This is a genomic window from Streptomyces sp. NPDC004838, from assembly GCF_053600955.1.
Genome location: NZ_JBSGAW010000042.1, coordinates 1 through 20,085, shown reverse-complemented (window position 1 = coordinate 20,085; position 20,085 = coordinate 1). Strand labels below are relative to the sequence as shown.

At 69.2% G+C, this 20,085-nt stretch carries 18 protein-coding genes and 1 pseudogene; 8 read left to right on the top strand and 11 right to left on the bottom strand.

Annotated elements, in window-relative coordinates; all coding sequences use genetic code 11:
- The first annotated feature begins 63 nt into the window (after positions 1–63).
- Complete coding sequence (locus ACWEFL_RS33305; protein ID WP_451720119.1) at positions 64–1,332, top strand: LCP family protein; 1,269 nt, start codon at positions 64–66, stop codon at positions 1,330–1,332.
- 267 nt (positions 1,333–1,599) lie between these two features.
- A pseudogene (locus ACWEFL_RS33300) lies at positions 1,600–2,163 on the top strand (TetR/AcrR family transcriptional regulator); the annotation flags it as partial.
- Between the two features lie 182 nt (positions 2,164–2,345).
- Here the strand turns inward: ACWEFL_RS33300 and ACWEFL_RS33295 are convergent.
- From ACWEFL_RS33295 to ACWEFL_RS33280, 4 genes are all read right to left on the bottom strand, one after another.
- Positions 2,346–3,563, bottom strand: coding sequence for a glycosyltransferase family 39 protein (locus ACWEFL_RS33295; RefSeq protein ID WP_451720190.1), 1,218 nt, complete (start codon positions 3,561–3,563; stop codon positions 2,346–2,348).
- Between the two features lie 280 nt (positions 3,564–3,843).
- On the bottom strand, positions 3,844–4,692 hold the full coding sequence (locus ACWEFL_RS33290) for a helix-turn-helix domain-containing protein (protein WP_451720116.1): 849 nt from the start codon (positions 4,690–4,692) through the stop codon (positions 3,844–3,846).
- 14 nt (positions 4,693–4,706) lie between these two features.
- Entirely contained in the window at positions 4,707–5,222 is a 516-nt protein-coding gene (locus ACWEFL_RS33285) for a DUF6879 family protein (RefSeq protein ID WP_451720113.1), read from the bottom strand.
- Positions 5,194–5,448: a hypothetical protein gene (locus tag ACWEFL_RS33280; protein ID WP_451720111.1), complete on the bottom strand. Its 255-nt coding sequence runs from the start codon at positions 5,446–5,448 to the stop codon at positions 5,194–5,196. Before ACWEFL_RS33280 ends, ACWEFL_RS33285 begins: the two co-directional genes overlap by 29 nt.
- A 659-nt stretch (positions 5,449–6,107) precedes the next feature.
- On the opposite strand from ACWEFL_RS33280, the gene ACWEFL_RS33275 reads away from it, so the two are divergent.
- Together ACWEFL_RS33275 and ACWEFL_RS33270 are read left to right on the top strand one after the other, a co-directional pair.
- The gene (locus ACWEFL_RS33275; protein ID WP_451720109.1) at positions 6,108–6,590 is read left to right on the top strand and encodes a hypothetical protein; all 483 of its coding nucleotides are present in this window, start codon (positions 6,108–6,110) and stop codon (positions 6,588–6,590) included.
- Positions 6,591–6,678: 88 nt separating this feature from the next.
- Complete coding sequence (locus ACWEFL_RS33270; protein ID WP_451720106.1) at positions 6,679–7,341, top strand: class I SAM-dependent methyltransferase; 663 nt, start codon at positions 6,679–6,681, stop codon at positions 7,339–7,341.
- A gap of 204 nt (positions 7,342–7,545) precedes the next feature.
- Here ACWEFL_RS33270 and ACWEFL_RS33265 read toward each other — a convergent pair whose 3' ends face one another.
- The gene (locus tag ACWEFL_RS33265) at positions 7,546–8,718 is read right to left on the bottom strand and encodes an acyl-CoA dehydrogenase family protein (protein ID WP_451720104.1); all 1,173 of its coding nucleotides are present in this window, start codon (positions 8,716–8,718) and stop codon (positions 7,546–7,548) included.
- Between the two features lie 144 nt (positions 8,719–8,862).
- Here ACWEFL_RS33265 and ACWEFL_RS33260 point away from each other — a divergent pair, with 144 nt between their 5' ends.
- Positions 8,863–10,200, top strand: coding sequence for a UDP-glucose dehydrogenase family protein (locus tag ACWEFL_RS33260; RefSeq protein ID WP_451720102.1), 1,338 nt, complete (start codon positions 8,863–8,865; stop codon positions 10,198–10,200).
- A 56-nt stretch (positions 10,201–10,256) separates the two neighbouring features.
- Here the strand turns inward: ACWEFL_RS33260 and ACWEFL_RS33255 are convergent, their stop codons facing one another.
- Positions 10,257–10,769 (bottom strand): CGNR zinc finger domain-containing protein, encoded by a 513-nt coding sequence (locus tag ACWEFL_RS33255; protein ID WP_451720100.1) that lies wholly within the window; start codon positions 10,767–10,769, stop codon positions 10,257–10,259.
- A 134-nt stretch (positions 10,770–10,903) separates the two neighbouring features.
- Between ACWEFL_RS33255 and ACWEFL_RS33250 the strand changes: the two genes are divergently transcribed.
- Complete coding sequence (locus ACWEFL_RS33250; RefSeq protein ID WP_451720097.1) at positions 10,904–11,266, top strand: VOC family protein; 363 nt, start codon at positions 10,904–10,906, stop codon at positions 11,264–11,266.
- A gap of 159 nt (positions 11,267–11,425) precedes the next feature.
- Here ACWEFL_RS33250 and ACWEFL_RS33245 read toward each other — a convergent pair whose 3' ends face one another.
- Genes ACWEFL_RS33245 through ACWEFL_RS33235 form a run of 3 tightly spaced genes read right to left on the bottom strand, consistent with a single transcriptional unit; the run spans position 11,426 to position 14,314 of the window.
- A complete protein-coding gene (locus ACWEFL_RS33245; RefSeq protein ID WP_451720094.1) occupies positions 11,426–12,640 on the bottom strand; it encodes a dipeptidase in 1,215 nt (404 codons plus the stop codon).
- 7 nt (positions 12,641–12,647) lie between these two features.
- A complete protein-coding gene (purE, locus tag ACWEFL_RS33240; protein WP_451720092.1) occupies positions 12,648–13,178 on the bottom strand; it encodes a 5-(carboxyamino)imidazole ribonucleotide mutase in 531 nt (176 codons plus the stop codon).
- Complete coding sequence (locus ACWEFL_RS33235) at positions 13,175–14,314, bottom strand: 5-(carboxyamino)imidazole ribonucleotide synthase (protein WP_451720090.1); 1,140 nt, start codon at positions 14,312–14,314, stop codon at positions 13,175–13,177. Before ACWEFL_RS33235 ends, purE begins: the two co-directional genes overlap by 4 nt.
- A 313-nt stretch (positions 14,315–14,627) precedes the next feature.
- Between ACWEFL_RS33235 and ACWEFL_RS33230 the strand changes: the two genes are divergently transcribed.
- Complete coding sequence (locus ACWEFL_RS33230) at positions 14,628–15,155, top strand: GtrA family protein (protein ID WP_451720087.1); 528 nt, start codon at positions 14,628–14,630, stop codon at positions 15,153–15,155.
- 227 nt (positions 15,156–15,382) lie between these two features.
- Here ACWEFL_RS33230 and ACWEFL_RS33225 read toward each other — a convergent pair whose 3' ends face one another.
- Entirely contained in the window at positions 15,383–16,648 is a 1,266-nt protein-coding gene (locus tag ACWEFL_RS33225; RefSeq protein WP_451720084.1) for an ATP-binding protein, read from the bottom strand.
- A 528-nt stretch (positions 16,649–17,176) separates the two neighbouring features.
- On the bottom strand, positions 17,177–17,854 hold the full coding sequence (locus ACWEFL_RS33220; RefSeq protein WP_347730218.1) for a response regulator transcription factor: 678 nt from the start codon (positions 17,852–17,854) through the stop codon (positions 17,177–17,179).
- A gap of 469 nt (positions 17,855–18,323) precedes the next feature.
- Between ACWEFL_RS33220 and ACWEFL_RS33215 the strand changes: the two genes are divergently transcribed.
- The gene (locus tag ACWEFL_RS33215; protein ID WP_451720081.1) at positions 18,324–19,823 is read left to right on the top strand and encodes a peptide MFS transporter; all 1,500 of its coding nucleotides are present in this window, start codon (positions 18,324–18,326) and stop codon (positions 19,821–19,823) included.
- Positions 19,824–20,085 lie beyond the last annotated feature (262 nt).

Sequence of the window (20,085 nt, the reverse complement as noted above, 5' to 3'; positions counted from 1 at the left end):
GCCCTGACCCGATACCCCATACGCCCTGTTGGGGCCGGAGTGTGGCCCGGCACACTTACCGTCATGAACGATTGGCCCGATGGATACGGACGCGGCAGCCAGGGCTCACAGCCCGAAGGCGCTCGCGCGATGCGCCATGTGCAGCGACGACCGGTCCCGCAGCAGCAGTCGCAGGGACACGACGAGTACGGCTCGCACGCCCCCTACGACAGCGGCTACAACACGGGCCAGGTCTACGGGACGCCCGCAGGCAACAACCCGGGAAACGGACCCGGAAATGGCCCCGGATACGGCCCCGGCCACCCGGGCGGCCCGCCCGGCGCCCCGCCCGGATCGCAGCCCTACCGCCAGCCCCCGAACTGGCGACGCCGGATAAAAATCGGCTCGCTGGTCCTGGTGACGACGCTCGCCGTGGTCACCATAGGCACCTACTTCTGGGCCGACGGCAAGGTGCGCCGCGAGGTCGACCTCTCCAAGGTCATCGAGCGGCCGAAGGAGGGCGACTGCACGACGTATATGATCGTCGGCTCGGACAGCCGTGAGGGCATGTCGGCCGAGGAGAAGAAGCGACTGCGCACCGGCTCCGCGGAGGGCAAGCGCACCGACTCGATGATGATCCTCGCCGACTGCTCCAGCGGCGCGACGATGATCTCGCTGCCACGCGACTCGGACGTCGAGATCCCCTCCTTCAAGGGCTCCGAGTCCGGCAAGCTCTTCCCGAACCAGGGCCGTCGCGTCAAGCTGAACGCGGCGTACGCGGAGGACGGCCCCGAACTGCTCGTCCGCACGGTCGAGCACAACACCGGCCTGCGCATCGACCATTACGCCGAGATCGGTTTCGCGGGCTTCGCGGGCATCGTGGACGCGATCGGCGGGGTCGAGATGGACATCCCGAAGGCGTTCAAGGACAAGAAGTCGGGCGCGGACTTCCAGGCGGGGAAGCAGACGCTCGACGGTGAGCAGGCGCTCGCGTTCGTACGGACCCGGTACGCGTTCGCCGAGTCCGACCTCGCCCGTACGAAGAACCAGCAGAAGTTCCTCGCGGCCCTGGCGAGCCAGACGGCGACGCCGAGCACGGTCCTCAATCCGTTCAAGTTCTATCCGGTGATGGGCGCGGGGCTGGACACGGTGATCGTGGACAAGGAAATGTCCCTGTGGGACCTGAGCCAGATGTTCTTCGCGATGAAGGGCGTCACGGGCGGCGACGGCACCTCGATGAACATGCCGATCTCAGGGTCCAGGGGCGGAAACCTCGTCTGGGACAAGGCGAAGGTGCAGCAGTTGGTGAAGCAGATCCAGAACGACGAGAAGGTGACGGTCACCAGCAGGTGATCCGCGCCCTCCGGTGAGGGCCCGTCCCGGACGGCCGCCGTCGGCATTCCGACGAATCGGCGCTTGGCGCTTGGCGCCTTCCAGGGGCGGGCCTCACTCGTGCGGCCATCCGTGCGGCCGGCCTTGTCGTGCCGCATGGAGTACCCGGTGCCGGTGCCTGTGCCTGTGCCTATGCCGGTGACCAGCGGAAGAAGCGAGAGCGACCGTTCTCGCAGCTGCGCGGTACCGTACGAGAACAATGGTTCTCCCGCAGGAAGTGAGGGCGGCATGGACGCCGAGACCGCGGAACCGCGGATCCTGGAAGCGGCTCGGACCCTCTTCAACGAGCGCGGTGTCCACGCCGTTGGCATGGACGCGATCCGCAGCGCCTCCGGCGTCTCCCTGAAACGCCTCTACCAGGTCTTCCCCAGCAAGGAGGCTCTGATGGAGGCGGTTCTGCGACGCTGGGACACGGAGGTACGGGAGCGCATCGCGGCGCATGCGTCCGGGGTGCCGGCCGACTCGGCGTACGAGCGCGCGCTCGATGTCTTCGACTGCCTCGCCGACTGGTTCGCCCGGCCGGATTTCCGCGGCTGCGTCTTCATCAACGCGTACGGCGAGATGGGCGGGGTCTCGGAGGAAGTCGCGGGCATCGCGCGTGCCCACAAGGCGGCGATGCGGGACTACTTCGCCGGTCTGACCGACGAGTTGGGCGCGCCGCCGGTCCTCGCCGACCAACTCGCCCTTCTCGCGAACGGAGCGATGGCCACGGCCGGCATCAGCGGTTCGGCGGAGGCGGCCGGGCAGGCGAAGGCGGCGGCGCGGGTCCTGCTGGACGCGGCGACGACCGGCTCGGCGGACGCGGCGGGCCGGGTGGGCGCGGCCGACCCGGCCGACCCGGCCGACCCGGCTGGCCCAGCCGGCACGGCGGACCCGGCGGACCCGGCGGGCTCCTCGGCCCCGGCCTCCGGTTAGCCGAGGCGTCCTCGGCCGGGGCGGCAGGCGATACGCGCGGTGGCCGGGGGCGCGGCTGGCTACGGCGGGCCCGAGCCGTGCAGCCAGAACGCCCCGTACACCGCGGCGACCACCGCGGCCCCCGCCACGATCGACCAGGCCGCCGCCGCCTTCGTACGGGCGAGAGCGACGGCGAGCGGGATGAGAAGCGGAAAGGCCGGCAGGAGCAGACGGGGCTTGGAGCCGAAGTAGCCGGAGGAGCAGAGGGCGAGCAGCACGACGATTCCGCCGTACACCAGCAGCGGCAGGGGCTGCCCCTGCCTCACACAGGCCCGGCAGAGCCAGAGCAGCAGGCCGACTCCCGCCGCGAGCGCCAGACCGGCGGGCGGTGTGCTCAGGATCAGCCCGCCGATGAAGCGGGCGAAGGCGATCCCGCCGTCGAAGCCGTTGCCCCACGCGGCCTGGACATCGAGATAGCCGAAGAGATCTCCGGTGCGGCTGCCGACCCAGAGGACGTATCCGGCCGCGCCGAGCGGAGCCAGCGCCGAGCCGATCAGAATGCGCGTTCCGACCCCGGCTCCCGCGTTCCAACCCTTCGCAGGCTCCTGACCCTTCGTGGACTCCTGCCCCATCGCGGCCCTCTCGTCGGACCGCTCGCGCCAGGCCGCGACCGCCGCGACCCACACCGCCGCGGCGACGGCGAGCCCGACCGGCCGGGTCAGCCCGGCCAGTGAGGCCAGGAGCCCCGCGCCGATCCAGTCCCGCCGCACCAGGACCGCGTACAGCGCCCACGCCGACAACGCGACGAACAGCGATTCGCTGTACGCCATCGACTGCACGATGCTCACCGGCAGCACCGCCCACAGCGCGACGGTGAAGAGGGCGGCACGCCCGCCGTAGAAGTGCTCGACCAGCAGAAAGATCCCCCAGGCCGCCGCCACGGACGCGACCGCGCTGATCAGGAGCCCGGCGTCGGCGGGGGTGAGCGGGCTGATCGCAGAAACGGCCCGCTCCAGCCAGGGCAGCAGCGGGAAGAAGGCCATGTCGGACAGCACACGGCCGTCGGGCGCGGTCAGGGTGAAGTCGTATCCGTGCTCGACGACGCGGACGTACCAGAGGGAGTCCCAGCGCATCGAGAGCAGTTCCCGCGCGCTGCGGCCGGACAGATGGGCCCACCCGGCCAGGACGGCCAGGCAGAGGACGCGTACGGAGACGAAGACCAGCAGCGCCGTCCGGACCGAACTCACGGAGCGCGCGCCGCTGTCCTGCCGCCCGCTCGCCGTCTCCACGCCCGTCATATCGGTTTGTCTGCGCTCGTCGATGTGCCTGCGCTCGTCACCAAGACCCCCGACGCGCACGATATCGCGCACCGTGCGCCGGGCTCCGTGGGGGGCGTACGGGGGCGATACGGGTCCTGCGGCGGGTCGCGGACCGTCACGATGCGCCGGGCCTGGTTCGTTTCCTCGCGAATCCGGGTGCCTCACAGCACGTACCGCCCTGACCCGCCCGGGCAAACCCTGCGAAGGGTGCTCCCCCGGCTCTTCCCGTGACCCCCCACGGGAGGCGCCGCCCTGCTGGTCAGTCCAGGGATGCCACCGCATCCGCGATGAGGGAACGGGCTGCCGCTCCCCTCGCGGCCTGCTGGGAGAGACGTTCAAAGGCGCGGGCGTACAGCTCGACCTGGCTGGGCTGCGTGTGCGTGGAAGCAGCATCGAGCGTGTCCGCGTGCACCCTGCCCCCATCGAAGATCGTGAAGGTCGGCATGGGCCACACGGTCCGTTGCGTCGAGAACGGGACGATGCCCACGGCGACGTTCTGAAGGTCCATGACTCCGAGCAAGTGGCCGAGCTGCGCCGCCATGGTTTCAGCGCCGCACAGCCGGTACCGCAGGACCGACTCCTCCAGTACGAATGCGAACCGATGTGCGCCTCTGCTCAGCACCGCGTTGCGCCTCATGCGGGCCGCCACGGCATCGCTCACGTCGTCCGGAGTGCCCCGGAAATCCGCGATGGAGGACAGCAGAGCAGTGGTGTAGCCAGGGGTCTGGAGGAAGCCGGGGATCACGTCGGATACGTAGACGCGGAACGTCTTGGTCTGTTGGTACAGGTCGCCGGTGGTCTCTTGAAGGCGTCGAAGGCCGGTTCTCTGCAGGCGCTTCCACTCCACATGCGCTTCGGCGGACTGTCTGTTGGCCGCGACCAGGTCAGGGGCCTGTTCCTCAGCGGCACAAGCCCGGCACCACGCTCGGATATCCGCATCGGAGGGAGGCGTCCTGGCGTTCTCGATCCGGGACGACTTCGACTCCGACCAACCGCACCGGACGGCCAGCTCCCGCCCGCTGATCCCCGCGTCCTTCCGGACCTCGCGCAGACGCCTCGCAAGGTCCTCTCGTGCCTTCTGAACACGTGAAGAGGGGTGTGGGGGCATGGAGCCGACTCTCGTCAGACCTTGTACAGATGGTGCGGAATCGCTCGCTCCCAAACCGCTTCGAAGGCGGTGGAGCACAGCTTCACGGCCTCCGCGTCCGCCGTGATCTCGTCCTCCACCACCACACCGTCTCCGGAGAAGTGGTGCACCCGGAGCAGCGCGTCATCGAACAACCAGAAGTCATTCCCCGGCAGGGCGACAGCGGTGGCCAGCCGCCGTGGCAGCCAACGGACTTCCTCACCGGCGGTGACGTTGGCATGAGTGACGTAGTGCTCCCACCGGATGTAGTCCGATACCGGCTCGGAGATCACCCGAGCCCTCTGGATCACCACACCCCTGGAAACCGTGTCCGCGATCAATTGGTCATAGGGATGCCACCAGGACTCGCGATCCTCCCAATTGATCCGCTCACCGCGCTGCCACGCCTCGAACCGGTCCGTGGCAGCGTAGGAATCACGTAGTTCCAGGTGTACGGCGGATCGCCGACACCGGCCCAGCAGCTCAGCGAAGCCGGGCACGCTCGACGGCATCACACGCCTCCCTGATCATCGGAATCATGCGGGCCGGAACCCTGACGATGGCCTCGTTGTCGGGCACCGGCCCGTTTGCCGGGCTGGTGCCTTCGCACTCCGCCTGAGCCTCGGGGGTCGGCTTCCACCCCTGCAACAAGATCTCCTGAGCTTCCGCGTCCGCCCACACGGCGGGGCAGTGATCCCGGTCGGTGTCGGGGTCGATCCCAACGAACTCTACGGCCATGGCAGGCTCCCTGGTCTAGGTACTTGCTCGGGATTGCATCAGCTTCTTTGAACTGGAGAGAAGGCGTCAATACCGCTATGAGACATGCGATTTGGCGTGCAAGCTGATGCAAGTTCGTGGAACTCGTCGCTCCCCGATTCCTACGGTCGTCACAACGACGCGGAATCGATCGGGAGGGCGGGCATGGTGGGCGGCGATGAGGCGTATGACATCAGACCGGCTGGCCACATGGGCAGAGGGGAAGCGAGGCGCTTCCTGCCACAGCTCTCCGGGGCCTTCGGTGTCAGTGGGGGTCCGCTTCGGTACGGCACCCATGGCCAGCCCCAAGCGAACGTCACGCGCGCAGTCCCACCGCGGGCGAAGAGAGAGCCGGTCCTCGCCGTCCGCGTCAACCCGTCGCGCGTAGACACGCTGCCCTTGGGTCGCTCGGCAACGAAGGTTCCCCGATGTGTCGTTGCCACATAGCCCTCGACCTGTAGCCGCGACAGGGCGTTCCGGATCGTTGTCGTCACCACGTCCACAGGTTCCAGCCCCCGCTGATGAGGCAGCGAGGCGGGGCGTAACGCTCGGCCGGTCGTGCGACCACCGAGGCGATCGTGCGGCGAGCCGAGCCCACGCAAGTGCAACGCACCACTCCACACACCAGGAGGTCTTGCACGATGAGCACAGCAGTCCAGACGCGGACCCGTGATCCGCGTACCATCCTGAACGCGCTGGAAGAACGCGTTCCCCACCTCGTGACGGACGTGGGTGTGGCCGATCTGTGGGAGCGGGAGGTTCGTCTCCTCCTCCGGGACTGCGTGGCCGTGCGCAGCCTCGCGGAACGCATCCTGGGGCAGGGCATCGCCTACGTCGTCACCGCGATGGAGAAACCCGGCACCGACATGGGCGTCGGGTACACCGTGGACATCGGGGTTCACCAGCTCATTCTCGACACACCCCTGTACTTCGCCCAGTGCGATGCGCACAACGGCGGCCGGTACAAGCACCATGCCCCGCTGATCAAACGGCGTCGTGACGGAGTCGTGGCGCGCACGGCCGAGCTCCTCCGCGCGAACGGGTTCGCCGTCGATGACGAGCTGTGGGCGACCGACGCGTCCGACTGCTCTCCCTGCAACGACAAGGTCCCCGACAGCCACTGAACCGGCGCTACAGTCCCCGCCCCTGCCCTCCCTCCGGGAGGGTGGGGGCGCAGCACTGCTGTACCTCCGACACGTGAAGGACGCTCCGTTGCCCGCACGACACGACATCGACGCCGAACGCGAACTGTGGAACACCTACGCCGAAAGCACACGGAAGGACGTGTACGACTCGGACCCCGTCTTCAGGTGGACGCAGTACTCCGGGCACGGGCCCGGACCCGAACTCCTCGGAGCGCCGGAGTCCGTCCTTGAAGTCGGATGTGGCACGGGTCGCGCTCTGGCGTACCTCGCTCGGCAGGGGATCAAGGCGACAGGCGTGGACATGTCTCCCGTCATGGTGGCGAACACCACGGAACGGTGGGGCCCCATGGGAGTCCGATTCGTGTGCGCGGAAGTGCTCTCGCACCTGACCGAAGCAACGGATACCTATGACGCCGTGTTCTCCATGTTCGGTGCCGTGTGGTTCACCGATCCGGCCAAGCTCCTGCCCCTGATCGCCGCCCGGCTGAACCCGGGCGGCGTGCTCGTCTTCTCTCACCCCCCGGCCATTCCCGGCGCGTACGGACCGCAGGGCATGTACAAAGGCGGGTTCGCGGGCAAGGCCATGTACACGTACCGGTACAGCTACACGCCCCGCAGATGGGAGAGCCTTCTTACCCGGGCCGGTTTCGAGAAGGCGGAAGTGCGGATCCTTGACGCCCCCGATCCCGGGCACATCGGGACACTGATCGCCCGCGCCGCGGTGAGCTGACCCGGCACAGCTCCACAGACGTGCTGCCGGAGAACCGTCACTACGTCTTCCAAGGGGCGGAGCCGCGCGGCCGGGCAGTCATCGCCACGATGCCGACATCCGGGGCGCACGACCCCACCGAGCAGACCGAAGCAGCCTGACCGAGCCCGTACGAACGGCCCCCGGCGTCGCCTCGCGCCGGGGAGCCGTGGTGCGAAACCCCTGCTACGGCAGGTTCCTCGCCATGACGATCCGCTGGATCTGGTTCGTGCCCTCGTAGATCTGTGTGATCTTGGCGTCGCGCATCATCCGCTCCAGCGGGTAGTCGCGGGTGTAGCCGTAGCCGCCCAGGAGCTGGACCGCGTCCGTGGTGACCTCCATCGCCACATCGGAGGCGAAGCACTTGGCCGCGGCGCCGAAGAACGTGAGGGTCTTCTCCTCGCCCCCGGCGGAGGCGCGTTCGGACTTGGCGGCGGCGGAGTAGGTGAGCTGGCGGGCGGCCTCCAGCTTCATCGCCATGTCGGCGAGCATGAACTGGACGCCCTGGAAGTCGCCGATCGGCTTGCCGAACTGCTTGCGCTCCTGGACGTACCCCTTGGCGTAGTCGAGCGCGCCCTGGGCGACGCCGAGGGCCTGGGCCGCGATGGTGATACGGGTGTGGTCGAGGGTCTTCATCGCGGTGGCGAAGCCGGTGCCCTCCGCGCCGATCATGCGGTCGGCGGGGATGCGGACGTTGTCGAGGTAGACCTCCCGCGTCGGGGAGCCCTTGATGCCGAGCTTCTTCTCCGGGGCTCCGAACGAGACGCCCTCGTCGCCCTTCTCGACGACGAACGCGCTGATGCCCTTGGAGCGCTTCTCCGGGTCGGTGACGGCCATCACCGTGTAGTACTCGGAGACGCCCGCGTTGGTGATCCAGCGCTTCACACCGTTGAGGACGTAGTCGTCGCCGTCCCGGACCGCCCTGGTCTTCATGCCCGCCGCGTCGGAGCCCGCGTCGGGCTCGGAGAGGCAGTACGAGAACATCGCGTCGCCCTTGGCGAGCGGGCCGAGGTACTTCCTCTTCAGCTCCTCGGAGCCGGAGAGGATCACGGGCAGGGAGCCGAGCTTGTTGACGGCCGGGATGAGGGAGGAGGAGGCGCAGACCCGCGCGACCTCCTCGATCACGATGACCGTGGCGAGGGCGTCGGCGCCCGCGCCGCCGTAGCTCTCGGGGACGTGAACCGCGTGCAGGTCGTTGGCGACGAGTGCGTCCAGGGCTTCCTGCGGGAAGCGGGCCTGTTCGTCCACCTCGGCGGCGAAGGGCGCGATCTTCGCCTCGGCGATCGAGCGGACCGCGTCACGGAGCATGTCGTGCTCGTCGGACGGACGGAAAAGGTCAAAGTCAGCCGTTCCGGCCACGTTCTCTCACTCCCCTGGACGCAAACTACCGTTAAGTAACTAATTTTAGAGGCCCGGCTCCCCTCCGGGTACGTGAGCTGCGCGACAGCCCGACACGCGCGGATATGCTCGGGGCGCATCCGCCGTATCCCCTTGGAGTACCCCATGGCCTTGAAGATCACCGTGATCGGCACCGGCTACCTTGGCGCCACGCATGCCGCGGCCATGGCCGAGCTGGGCTTCGAGGTGCTCGGGCTCGATGTCGTACCCGAGAAGATCGAGATGCTGTCGGCGGGCAGAGTGCCGATGTACGAACCCGGGCTCGAGGAACTGCTCGCCCGGCACGTTCCCGGGATCGAGGGCTCCAGCGGGCGGCTGCGCTTCACGACCTCCTGGGAGGAGATCGGGGAGTTCGGCGATGTCCACTTCATCTGTGTCAACACTCCGCAGAAGCACGGCGAGTACGCGTGCGACATGAGCTACGTCAACGCCGCGTTCGCCTCCCTCGCGCCGCATCTGACCCGGTCCGCCCTGGTCGTCGGCAAGTCCACCGTCCCGGTCGGCAGCGCGGCCCGGCTGGCGGAGCTGCTGCGGGAGCAGGCTCCCGGCGATGTGGAACTGGCGTGGAACCCCGAGTTCCTGCGCGAGGGCTTCGCCGTCCAGGACACCCTGCACCCCGACCGGATCGTCGTCGGCGTGGAGAGCGAGCGCGCGGAGAAGCTGCTGCGCGAGGTGTACGCGACGCCGGTCGCGGAAGGCTCGCCGTTCGTGGTGACGGACTTCCCGACCGCCGAGCTGGTGAAGACCTCCGCGAACTCCTTCCTCGCGACGAAGATCTCCTTCATCAACGCCATGGCCGAGGTCTGCGAGGCCGCGGACGGCGATGTGGTGAAGCTGGCGGAGGCCATCGGCTACGACGATCGGATCGGGTCCAAGTTCCTGCGGGCCGGGATCGGCTTCGGCGGCGGCTGCCTGCCCAAGGACATCCGCGCGTTCATGGCGCGGGCGGGCGAGCTGGGCGCGGACCAGGCGCTGACGTTCCTCCGCGAGGTCGACTCCATCAATATGCGCCGCCGCGGCCACATGGTGGAGCTGGCGCGGGACGCGGTGGGAGGCGACTCCTTTCTCGGGAAGCGGGTCGCGGTGCTGGGCGCGACCTTCAAGCCCGACTCCGACGACGTACGGGATTCGCCCGCGCTCAATGTGGCCGGGCAGATCCATCTGCAGGGCGGCCTGGTCACGGTGTACGACCCCAAGGGCATGGCGAACGCGCGTGAGCTGTTCCCCACGCTCGGCTACGCGGACTCGGCCCTGGACGCGGTCCGGGGTGCGGACGTGGTCCTCCACCTCACCGAGTGGAGCGAGTTCCGCGAGCTGGACCCGGAGTCGCTGGGCGCGGTGGCGTCCAACCGCATAGTCCTGGACGGCCGGAACGCCCTCGACGGCGCGCGCTGGCGCGAGGCGGGGTGGGTGTACCGCGCGATGGGCCGACCCACGGCGTGAGCGTGGCCTGACGACCTGATCCCGGGGCCATCGGCCCGGTGCACCGCGGGTCGGGGTCAGGAGGAGCGGCGGGAGCGGTAGGCGCGCATTTTGGCGCGGGCGCCGCAGACGGACATGGAGCACCAGCGGCGGCGGGCGGCCGGGCTGCGGTCGTAGAAGGCCCACTGGCAGGTGGTGGCCTCGCATGCCTTGAGGCGGGTCCAGGTGCCGTCGGCGGACGCGGCGGCGATGGCCTCGGCTACGCGGGAGAGCAGCGGACCGGGGGACGCGGGCCTGAGCGTGGTGGTGCCGTCGTCGGCGACGGCGAGCAGAAGAGGGGCATCGGCCAGGAGGCGGCCGAGGACGGCCGGTGAGAGGGCGCCGGGCGGGCGGTGGCCCGCGTGGGCGAGGCAGACCGCGCGGAGGACCTCGCGCAGTTCGCGGGCGGCGGGCACCTCCGGTTCGGTGAGGCCGAACGCGGCCCGGCCCTCCGATGTGTCGAGGCGGTCCGAGCCGTTCGCCAGGTCCACCGTGTTGACCAGGGCCTCGATCAGCGCGAGACCGCCGGGGGCGGATTCCCTCTCACTCATGGTTGCGACGTTACCTCCGGTGGGGCAGCATGAGGTAACCGTTACCGGTTGCCTGCCGTTCACCGGTAACCAACCACTGGAAACCAATCGCTGGAAACCATCGCTCGTATCACGCTCGTATCAGAGGAGGAGACATGGCCATCGCAAGCCTGGGAGCCGTCGCACTCGACTGTCCCGACCCCGTCGCGCTCGCCCGTTTCTACGCGCAGGTGCTGGGCGGCGAGGTCAATGCGGAGGACAACACCTGGGTGGAGCTGACGGGCGTGCCGGGCACCACGCTGGCCTTCCAGGCGGCGCCCGGACACGTACCCCCGAAGTGGCCCGCGCCCGACGACTCCCAGCAGTTGCATCTGGACCTGATGGTGGAGGACCTGGACGCGGCCGAGAAGGCGGTCCTGGCGCTGGGCGCGACCGTGCTGGACGCGTCGGACAGGTCCCGTGGGTTCCGTGTGTACGCCGACCCGGCCGGGCACCCGTTCTGCCTCTGCGCCGGCTGAGCCCGGCGCGGCACTGGGGCGGGCGCGGAGCGTTTCGCGGATGGGCGGACGGGCGGAAGTGACGGCCCGCTTCCCGTACGCCCGTACCCGCTCGCCGTACGCCCGTACCGCTTCCCGTACGCCCGTACCGCTTCCCGCGGTACGGGCGTACCGCCGCGCTCAGGCGTCGAGTTCGCCGATCGTCGCGTTCGACGGGCCCCGGCGGGACCGCTCGTCCCGTGCCACCGCCTCGGCGTCCCGCAGTACGCGTACCGCGTTCTGCCAGGTCAGTTTGGCGATGTCCGATTCGGACCAGCCACGGCGGAGCAGTTCGGCGAGGAGGTTGGGGTAGCCGGAGACATCGTCGAGGCCGGCCGGGGTGAAGGCCGTGCCGTCGTAGTCGCCCCCGATGCCGATGTGGTCGACTCCGGCGGTCTCGCGCATATGGTCGAGATGGTCGGCGACGGTGGCGGGGGTGGCGAGCGGGCGAGGGTTGGCCCCCTCGAAGGCCGCGTGGAGCTTCATCGCGCCGGGCGTCGTGTCCAGATGGTGGAAGCCGTGCGCCCGCAGGTTGTCGTCCGCGTTCCTCGTCCAGTCGACGGCCGCCTGAAGGACGAACTTCGGCACGAACGTCGCCATCGCCACGCCGCCGTTCGCGGGCAGCCGCTCCAGTACGTCGTCGGGGATGTTGCGCGGGTGGTCGCAGACCGCGCGCGCCGACGAGTGGGAGAAGATCACCGGCGCGACGGAGGTGTCCAGCGCGTCCCGCATGGTCGTGGCGGCCACATGGGAGAGGTCCACGAGCATGCCCGAGCGGTTCATCTCCCGTACGACCTCACGGCCGAAGGCCGACAGCCCGCCGACGCCGGGTTCGTCGGTCGCGGAGTCCGCCCACGCGTTGTTGTCGTTGTGGGTGAGCGTCATATAGCGCACGCCCAGCTCGTACAGCGCGCGCAGGGTCGCGAGGGAGTCGTTGATGGAGTGGCCGCCCTCGGCGCCCATCAGCGAGGCGATACGGCCCTGGCCGCGCGCCTTCTCCATGTCGTCCGCGGTCAGGGCGGACGCCAGGTCCTCGGGGTAGCGGGCCAGGAGCTGGCGTACGCAGTCGATCTGCTCCAGTGTCGCGCTCACGGCGTCGTCGCCGGCCAGGTCGGAGGGCACGTACACGGACCAGAACTGCGCGCCGACGCCGCCGGAGCGGAGCCTGGGGATGTCGGTGTGCAGCCGGCCGGTGAGATCGCGCGCGATGTCGAGGCGGTCGAGGTCGTAGCGGACGTTCTGGCGCAGCGCCCAGGGAAGGTCGTTGTGGCCGTCGACGACGGGGTGGACGGCGAGGAGTTCGCGCGCCCGGCCCAGATGCACGGCGGATCTGTCGTACTGGGAAGTAGGTTCCATGTCGCCGTTACTTCCCGAAGCCGAAGGAACCCGCACCTTCGACCTTGGCGCGCAGCCGCTTCCCCTTCTCGGTGGCCTGGTCGTTCAGCTCCTGCTGGAACTCGCGCATCCGGGCCAGCACCGACGCGTCCTGGGTGGCGAGGATGCGTGCGGCCAGCAGACCCGCGTTGCGCGCGCCGCCGACGGAGACCGTGGCGACGGGCACCCCGGCGGGCATCTGGACGATGGAGAGCAGCGAGTCCATGCCGTCGAGGTACTTCAGCGGGACCGGGACGCCGATCACCGGCAGCGGCGTGACGGAGGCGAGCATTCCCGGGAGGTGGGCCGCTCCCCCGGCTCCCGCGATGATCACCTTCAGGCCGCGGGCGTCGGCGTCCTCGCCGTACGCGATCATCTCGCGCGGCATCCGGTGGGCGGAGACGACGTCGACCTCGTAGGCGATCTCGAACTCGTCGAGCGCCTGCGCCGCCGCTTCCATGACGGGCCAGTCGGAGTCGGAGCCCATCACGATGCCGACGACGGGAGAAGTGCTGCTCATTCGGTGATCGTTCCTCTGAGGTAGTCGGCCGCGTGGCGGGCGCGTTCGCGGACGTCCGCGAGGTCGTCCCCGTAGGTGTTGACGTGGCCCACCTTGCGGCCCGGCTTCACGTCCTTCCCGTACATATGGATCTTCAGCTGTGGGTCACGTGCCATGCAGTGCAGATACGCCGAGTACATGTCCGGGTAGTCGCCGCCCAGCACATTGCACATCACCGTCCACGGTGCGCGCGGGCGCGGGTCGCCGAGGGGGAGGTCGAGCACGGCCCGTACGTGGTTGGCGAACTGCGAGGTGACGGAGCCGTCCTGGGTCCAGTGGCCGGAGTTGTGCGGGCGCATCGCCAGTTCGTTGACGAGGACGCGACCGTCGGCCGTCTCGAACAGCTCGACGGCGAGATGGCCGACGACGCCCAGTTCGGAGGCGATCCTGAGCGCGAGCTGCTGGGCCCGGCCCGCCAGTTCCTCGTCGAGTCCGGGCGCGGGCGCGATCACGGTGTCGCAGACGCCGTCGACCTGCTGGGACTCGACGACGGGGTAGGCGACGGCCTGGCCGTGCGGGGAGCGGACGATATTGGCCGCGAGCTCACGGGTGAAGTCGACCTTCTCCTCGGCGAGCACCGGGACGCCCGCGCGGAACGGCTCGGCCGCCTCCGCCTCCGTACGCACGACCCACACGCCCTTGCCGTCGTAGCCGCCGCGCACCGTCTTGAGGACGACGGGAAAGCCGCCGGTCTCGCGGGCGAAGGCTGCCACGTCGGCGGGGTCGGCGACGATGCGGTTACGGGGGCAGGGCACGCCCAGCTCCGCGAGCCGCGCGCGCATCACCCCCTTGTCCTGGGCGTGGACGAGCGCGTCCGGACCGGGGCGTACGGGGATGCCGTCCGCCTCCAGGGCGCGCAGATGCTCGATCGGCACATGCTCGTGATCGAAAGTGATCACATCGCACCCTTGTGCGAATTTACGCAGCGTGTCGAGGTCGCGATAGTCGCCCACGACGACATCGTTGACCACTTGGGCCGCGGAGTCCTGCGGGGTATCGCTGAGGAGCTTGAAACGGATGCCGAGGGGGATGCCCGCCTCGTGGGTCATACGGGCGAGCTGACCGCCACCGACCATGCCGACTACCGGGAACGTCACCCCCCTAGACTATCCGTCGCCGTCACCACGGCTCCGACCTCGGTCCCCGGGCGGCCCCGGCGGTCTCCCGCGAACCTGACAAGGTCACTCTCCGTGACCGCTCCGTGGCCGGGTCGCGGTCGCGTGTGACGGGTCCGCTGACCGGGCTTCCGTCCAGCGGTCCGGCCCGCGTCCCCTCCGGCGTCCGGACCGGCGTCCCGACCGGCCTCCGTCCGCGTCGTCGCCGACGCTGGCGATGTCCGGGGCGAGCCCGGATGCCGCTAGATAGCATGATGGGATAAGGCTGCCGAGCAGATGGGACTGAACCCTCACTATGAGTGAACGAGGCGGGGCATTGCGCACACAGCTCAATCAATTCATGCGCGAAGTCGCCAAGTTCGGGGCGGTCGGGGGCGCAGGCGTTCTCGTCAATCTCGCGGTCTTCAATCTCGTGCGCGCCACCACGGACCTCCCCGTGGTCCGGGCATCCGTGATCGCCACGGTGGTGGCCATCGCCTTCAACTACGTGGGTTTCCGGTACTTCACCTACCGTGACCGCGACAAGAGCGGACGCACCAAGGAACTCACGCTGTTCCTGCTGTTCAGCGTGGTCGGCCTGGTGATCGAGAACGGCATTCTGTACACGGCGACGTACGGCTTCGACTGGGACGGCCCGCTCCAGAGCAACTTCTTCAAGTTCTTCGGCATCGGGGTCGCGACGCTGTTCCGGTTCTGGTCGTACCGCACCTGGGTCTTCCGCACGCTGCCGGCACGGGAGACCGTGCAGACGGCGGAGTCGTTCCTGGAGCACGGCGAGCGCGCCCGCGTGGACCGGGCGGACGCGGTGGGCCCGCGCCGCTAGGTCTTGCTTCTTTTTGAGGGCTCGGTTCTCCCCCAGACTCCGTCCGGGGCCCCCACGGGGCGCTCTGAGCGTGTGTCGACGGTCGGCCGTGCTCGGTCCCTCGTACCTCGGGACACCCGCGCGCCCCTTCAGTTCACTCGCCCGGCTCACTCGCCAAGGAGACACCCGCACGGCGCGGCCCCTCGGCGCACGTCACCAGACGAGGCCCACTCAGCCGCCGCGGTTCCTCATCTGACCGGCCTGGGCTGGTCCTTGCGCTTGCGGGGCACGCGCCCCAGGAACAGCGCGAACACGGGCGGATGCTGCTGAAGCAGTTCCAGCCGGCCGCCGTCCGCCTCCGCGAGGTCGCGGGCCACGGCCAGTCCGATACCGGTGGAGTTGCGCCCGCTGATGGTCCGCTCGAAGATCCGCGCACCGAGATCGGTCGGCACGCCGGGGCCCTCGTCCGTCACCTCGATCACCGCCTGGTTGCCGATGACCCGGGTGCGGACGGCGACGGTGCCGCCGCCGTGCATCAGGGAGTTCTCGATCAGCGCGGCGAGGACCTGGGCGACCGCGCCGGGCGTGCCGACGGCCCGCATTCCCGGTTTCCCCGAGCGGACGAGGGCTCGGCCGGCGCTGCGGTAGGCCGGGCGCCACTCCTCGATCTGCTGCTTCACGACCTCATCGAGATCGAAGGCGATCGCCGAACCGGTGCGGGGGTCACGGGAGTTGGTGAGCAGCCGCTCCACGACATCGGTGAGCCGCTCCACCTGGGCGAGCGCGATGCTCGCCTCCTCCTTGACGGTGGCGGGGTCGTTGGTCGCGGAGATCTCCTCCAGCCGCATGGAGAGTGCGGTGAGGGGCGTACGGAGCTGGTGCGAAGCGTCCGCGGCGAGCCGCCGCTCCGCCGTGAGCATCCGCGCGATCCGTTCGGCGCTGGCGTCGAGCACGTCAGCGACCCGGTCGAGTTCAGGAACGCCGTACCGCTTGTGGCGGGGGCGGGGGTCGCCGGAGCCGAGACGTTCGGCGGTCTCCGCGAGGTCGATGAGGGGAGAGCCGAGACGGTTGGCCTGGCGGATGGCGAGGACGACGGCGGCGGTGATCGCCACGATCGCGACGCCGCCGATGATCAGAAGCGACCGGCCGACCTCTTTGGTCACCGTGGAGTGGGGTTCCTCGACGGTGACCGTCTCGCCCTGCTCGCCCCTCGCGGAGCCCCTGATCACGCTTCCCGAGGGCTTCTCGCCGATCTCGTAGGGTGCTTGGCCGGGCATCTTGATCAGCGCGTACTTCTTGGTACCGCTCCGTTCCAGCAGGGCTTCCGGAGTCACCGGCTCACCGCGGCTGTGCAGGGCGTCGATGAGGCCGGCGAGGCGTACGGCCTCGGCCTCGACGGAGCCCTGGGCGCTGATGGTGATGGTGCGCGTCTCGACGATGACGAGGGAGACGCCGAAGACGGCGATGACGACGAGGACGACGGCGAGGATGGAGTTGATCAGTCGTCGACGCAAGGTGTCCTCCGGGCGGGAGCGTAGTGACGCGCCCACACCTTACGCGCGGCCGGCGGGACGGCCTGGCCCGAGGGGCCGGGGTTTCGCGGGTCGGAGAGACCGACGGGGGCGGGCTGCCCTGGTTCTGCTCAGGGAGGGGGCGCGCAGAGTCGTCCCCGCGCCCCCTGCGGCAGCAGGCAACCCGCACCGCCCGTGACGCGCGCACCCCGAGGAACCCGAGTTTCGCGTCTACGGCCAACCTCGGGGGCGGGGCGTTCTTGTCGTCCTCTGGGAGGGGGTGTGCAGGGTCGTCCCCGCAGGGGATCGGCGGCAAGTCCGGGGTTCGTGACCGTTGGGGCTGTATGCCGCCGACCCCGAGGAGTCGAGCCCGGAGGACCCCCGGACCCGCACGGGACAAGACCCCGCACCCCTTGCGGCAGCAGGCAACCTGCACTGAACGAGTTCCCGCACTACTGGCGGCAGCAGGCGACCCGCACGGAACAAGGCCCCGCACCACTCGCGGCAGCAGGCAACCCGCGCGGCGAGCGATCAGCTCTTCTCGAAGCGGAAGCCGACCCCTCGTACCGTCGCGATGTAGCGGGGGTTCGCCGCGTCGTCGCCGAGTTTCTTGCGGAGCCAGGAGATGTGCATGTCGAGGGTCTTGGTGGAGGACCACCAGGTGGTGTCCCAGACCTCGCGCATCAGCTGGTCGCGGGTGACCACCCGCCCCGCGTCGCGGACCAGGACGCGAAGGAGGTCGAACTCCTTGGCGGTGAGCTGTAGCTCCTCCTCCCCCATCCACGCCCGGTGGGACTCGACGTCGATGCGGACGCCGTGGGTCGCGGGAGCGGGAGCCGGTTCCGTCGCGCCTCGGCGGAGCAGGGCCCGTACCCGCGCGAGGAGTTCCGCGAGACGGAAGGGCTTGGTGACGTAGTCGTCCGCGCCGGCGTCGAGTCCCACCACGGTGTCGACCTCGTCGGCGCGGGCCGTCAGCACGAGGATCGGCACCGTATGGCCTTCCGCGCGGAGCCGTCGCGCCACTTCCAGGCCGTCCATTCCGGGCAGCCCGAGATCCAGTACGACGAGGTCGACGCCGCCCGCGAGCCCGGCGTCCAACGCGGCCGGGCCGTCCTCGCGCACCTCGACCTCGTATCCCTCCCGACGCAGTGCGCGGGCCAGGGGCTCGGAGATGGATGCGTCGTCCTCGGCGAGCAGTACACGGGTCATGGGGTGATGGTAGTCCGCAAGAGGTACGCACTGGTGCGTGATGGGCAACCCCTACGGGTTCCAGGTGAGACCCTATGCGCGCCCTTTGAATCAAGGTCCACATCACAGAAAAACCTGTGATCCATGCCTCATATCATTTCTTATTGCAACATGACATGCCGTATGGTTGCTTACACGCCTGTAGCACTTCACGGAGACCTTTGGCCTGCCGGCAGCAGCCCAAGGGTCTCCGCTTGTGTGCGGGGCCGGAGACGGCTCCGACGACAGTGAATGACCTGTGGACCGGGCCCGGAGCGCGACCGCGCGAAGGGCGTGGATCCCGGTGCGGACCGTCCCGACTCCGGCTGACCCCCCGGAGCCAGCCCCTCAGGCGTGGGGGCGGGTCGGTTCCTCCACCGGTGCCGGTCTCCCCCCACCGGGCGCGTACCCGCTCACAAAGCCGCGCGTCCCGAAAAGCAAGGAACCACCCATGGCGTCCAGCCTGACGAAGGACCCGGCCGACCCCACCGCGGCCGGGAAGACCTTCCTCGGCCACCCCCGCGGCCTGGCCAATCTCTTCATGACCGAGATGTGGGAGCGGTACAGCTTCTACGGAATGCGGGCCCTGCTCGTGCTCTACCTGGCCACGAACGTGGCCGACGGTGGACTCGGGATCAAGGACGCGACGGCGGTCGCGATCTACTCCGTCTACAACGCCATGGTGTACCTGCTGGCCCTCCCCGGCGGCTGGCTCGGCGACCGTGTCTGGGGCGCGCGCAAGGCGACGGCCGTCGCCGGTGTCGTGATCATGGCCGGGCACTTCATGCTCGCGGTCCCCGCGGAGATCTCGTTCTTCGTCGGGCTGGCGTTCATCGCGGCCGGCTCCGGTGTACTGAAGGCCAACATCTCCACGATGGTGGGCCACCTCTACCCCGACAAGAACGACCCCCGCCGCGACGGCGGGTTCACCATCTTCTACATGGGCATCAACATGGGTGCCTTCTTCGCCCCGCTGACGATCGGCTGGGTCGGCCAGAAGGTCGACTGGCACCTCGGCTTCGCGATGGCCGGCGTCGGCATGGCGATCGGACTGGTCTTCTACTTCCTGGGCTTCCGCCACCTGAGCGAGGAGTCCACCAGGGTCCCGAGCCCGCTGCAGCGCGCCGAGCGCTCGGCGCTGGTGAAGAAGGCCCTGGTCTGGCTGGGGGTCGCGGCGGCGGCGTACGCCGTGGTCGGTCTCGCCGGGCTGTTCACGATCAACTGGGTGCTGTGGCCGCTGACGATCCTCGGCCTGGCGCTGCCCACGTGGTATCTGTTCCGGATCAAGCGGGACAAGGACCTGTCCCAGGTCGAGCAGTCCCGGATGTCGGGCTACATCTGGTTCTTCGTCGCCGCGGCCGTGTTCTGGGGGATCTACGACCAGACCGGTTCGACGCTGGCGCTCTTCGCCAAGAACGACACCCAGTCCACGCTCTTCGGCTTCGACTTCCCCGAGAGCTGGTTCCAGTCGCTGAACCCGCTCTTCGTGATGGCGCTCGCGCCGCTGTTCGCGATGTTGTGGGTGGCGCTGTTCAAGCGGCACAAGGAGCCCAGCACGCTGTCGAAGTTCGCCGCGGCGCTGGTGCTGATCGGCGGCTCGTTCGGCGTGATGATGATCGCGCAGGGCCTGGCCTCGGGCGACGCGAAGGTGTCGCCGATGTGGCTGGTCTCCGTCTACTTCATCCAGACCGTGGGTGAGCTGTGCCTCTCCCCCGTCGGCCTGTCGCTGACGACGAAGCTCGCGCCGCAGAAGTACGCCTCGCAGATGATGGGCGTCTGGTTCCTCGCCGTCACCGCGGGCGACTCGGTCATCGCGCTGCTCCAGCTGATCGGCGCGCCGACGGATACGCAGGCGTGGTTCGCCAGCCAGGGAGTGGTCGCCGCGCTCGCGGGCGTCGCGATCTTCCTCTGGCGACGGAAGGTCAAGCCACTGATGGGCGGCGTGCACTAGCCTCGACGCCGGTGACTCAACGCGCCCTTTCACGGCCTTGCCGAACGTCGGGCGGGCGACCCGCCGACAGCCGTTGAGTCACTGGCACGGGCCGTAGAGCGCTCCCCTCGTACACTCACCGCCTCGTCGCCCGCCCGCGCGGGACTCCGGTTGATCGGCTTCCAGGGCAGGGCTGATTCAAAGTCGCGGTGATCTTGTTGTGGTGGTGGTCAGTTGATGCCCAGGAGCTTGAGTGGTCGGGTGAATGGTTCGTAGGACACCT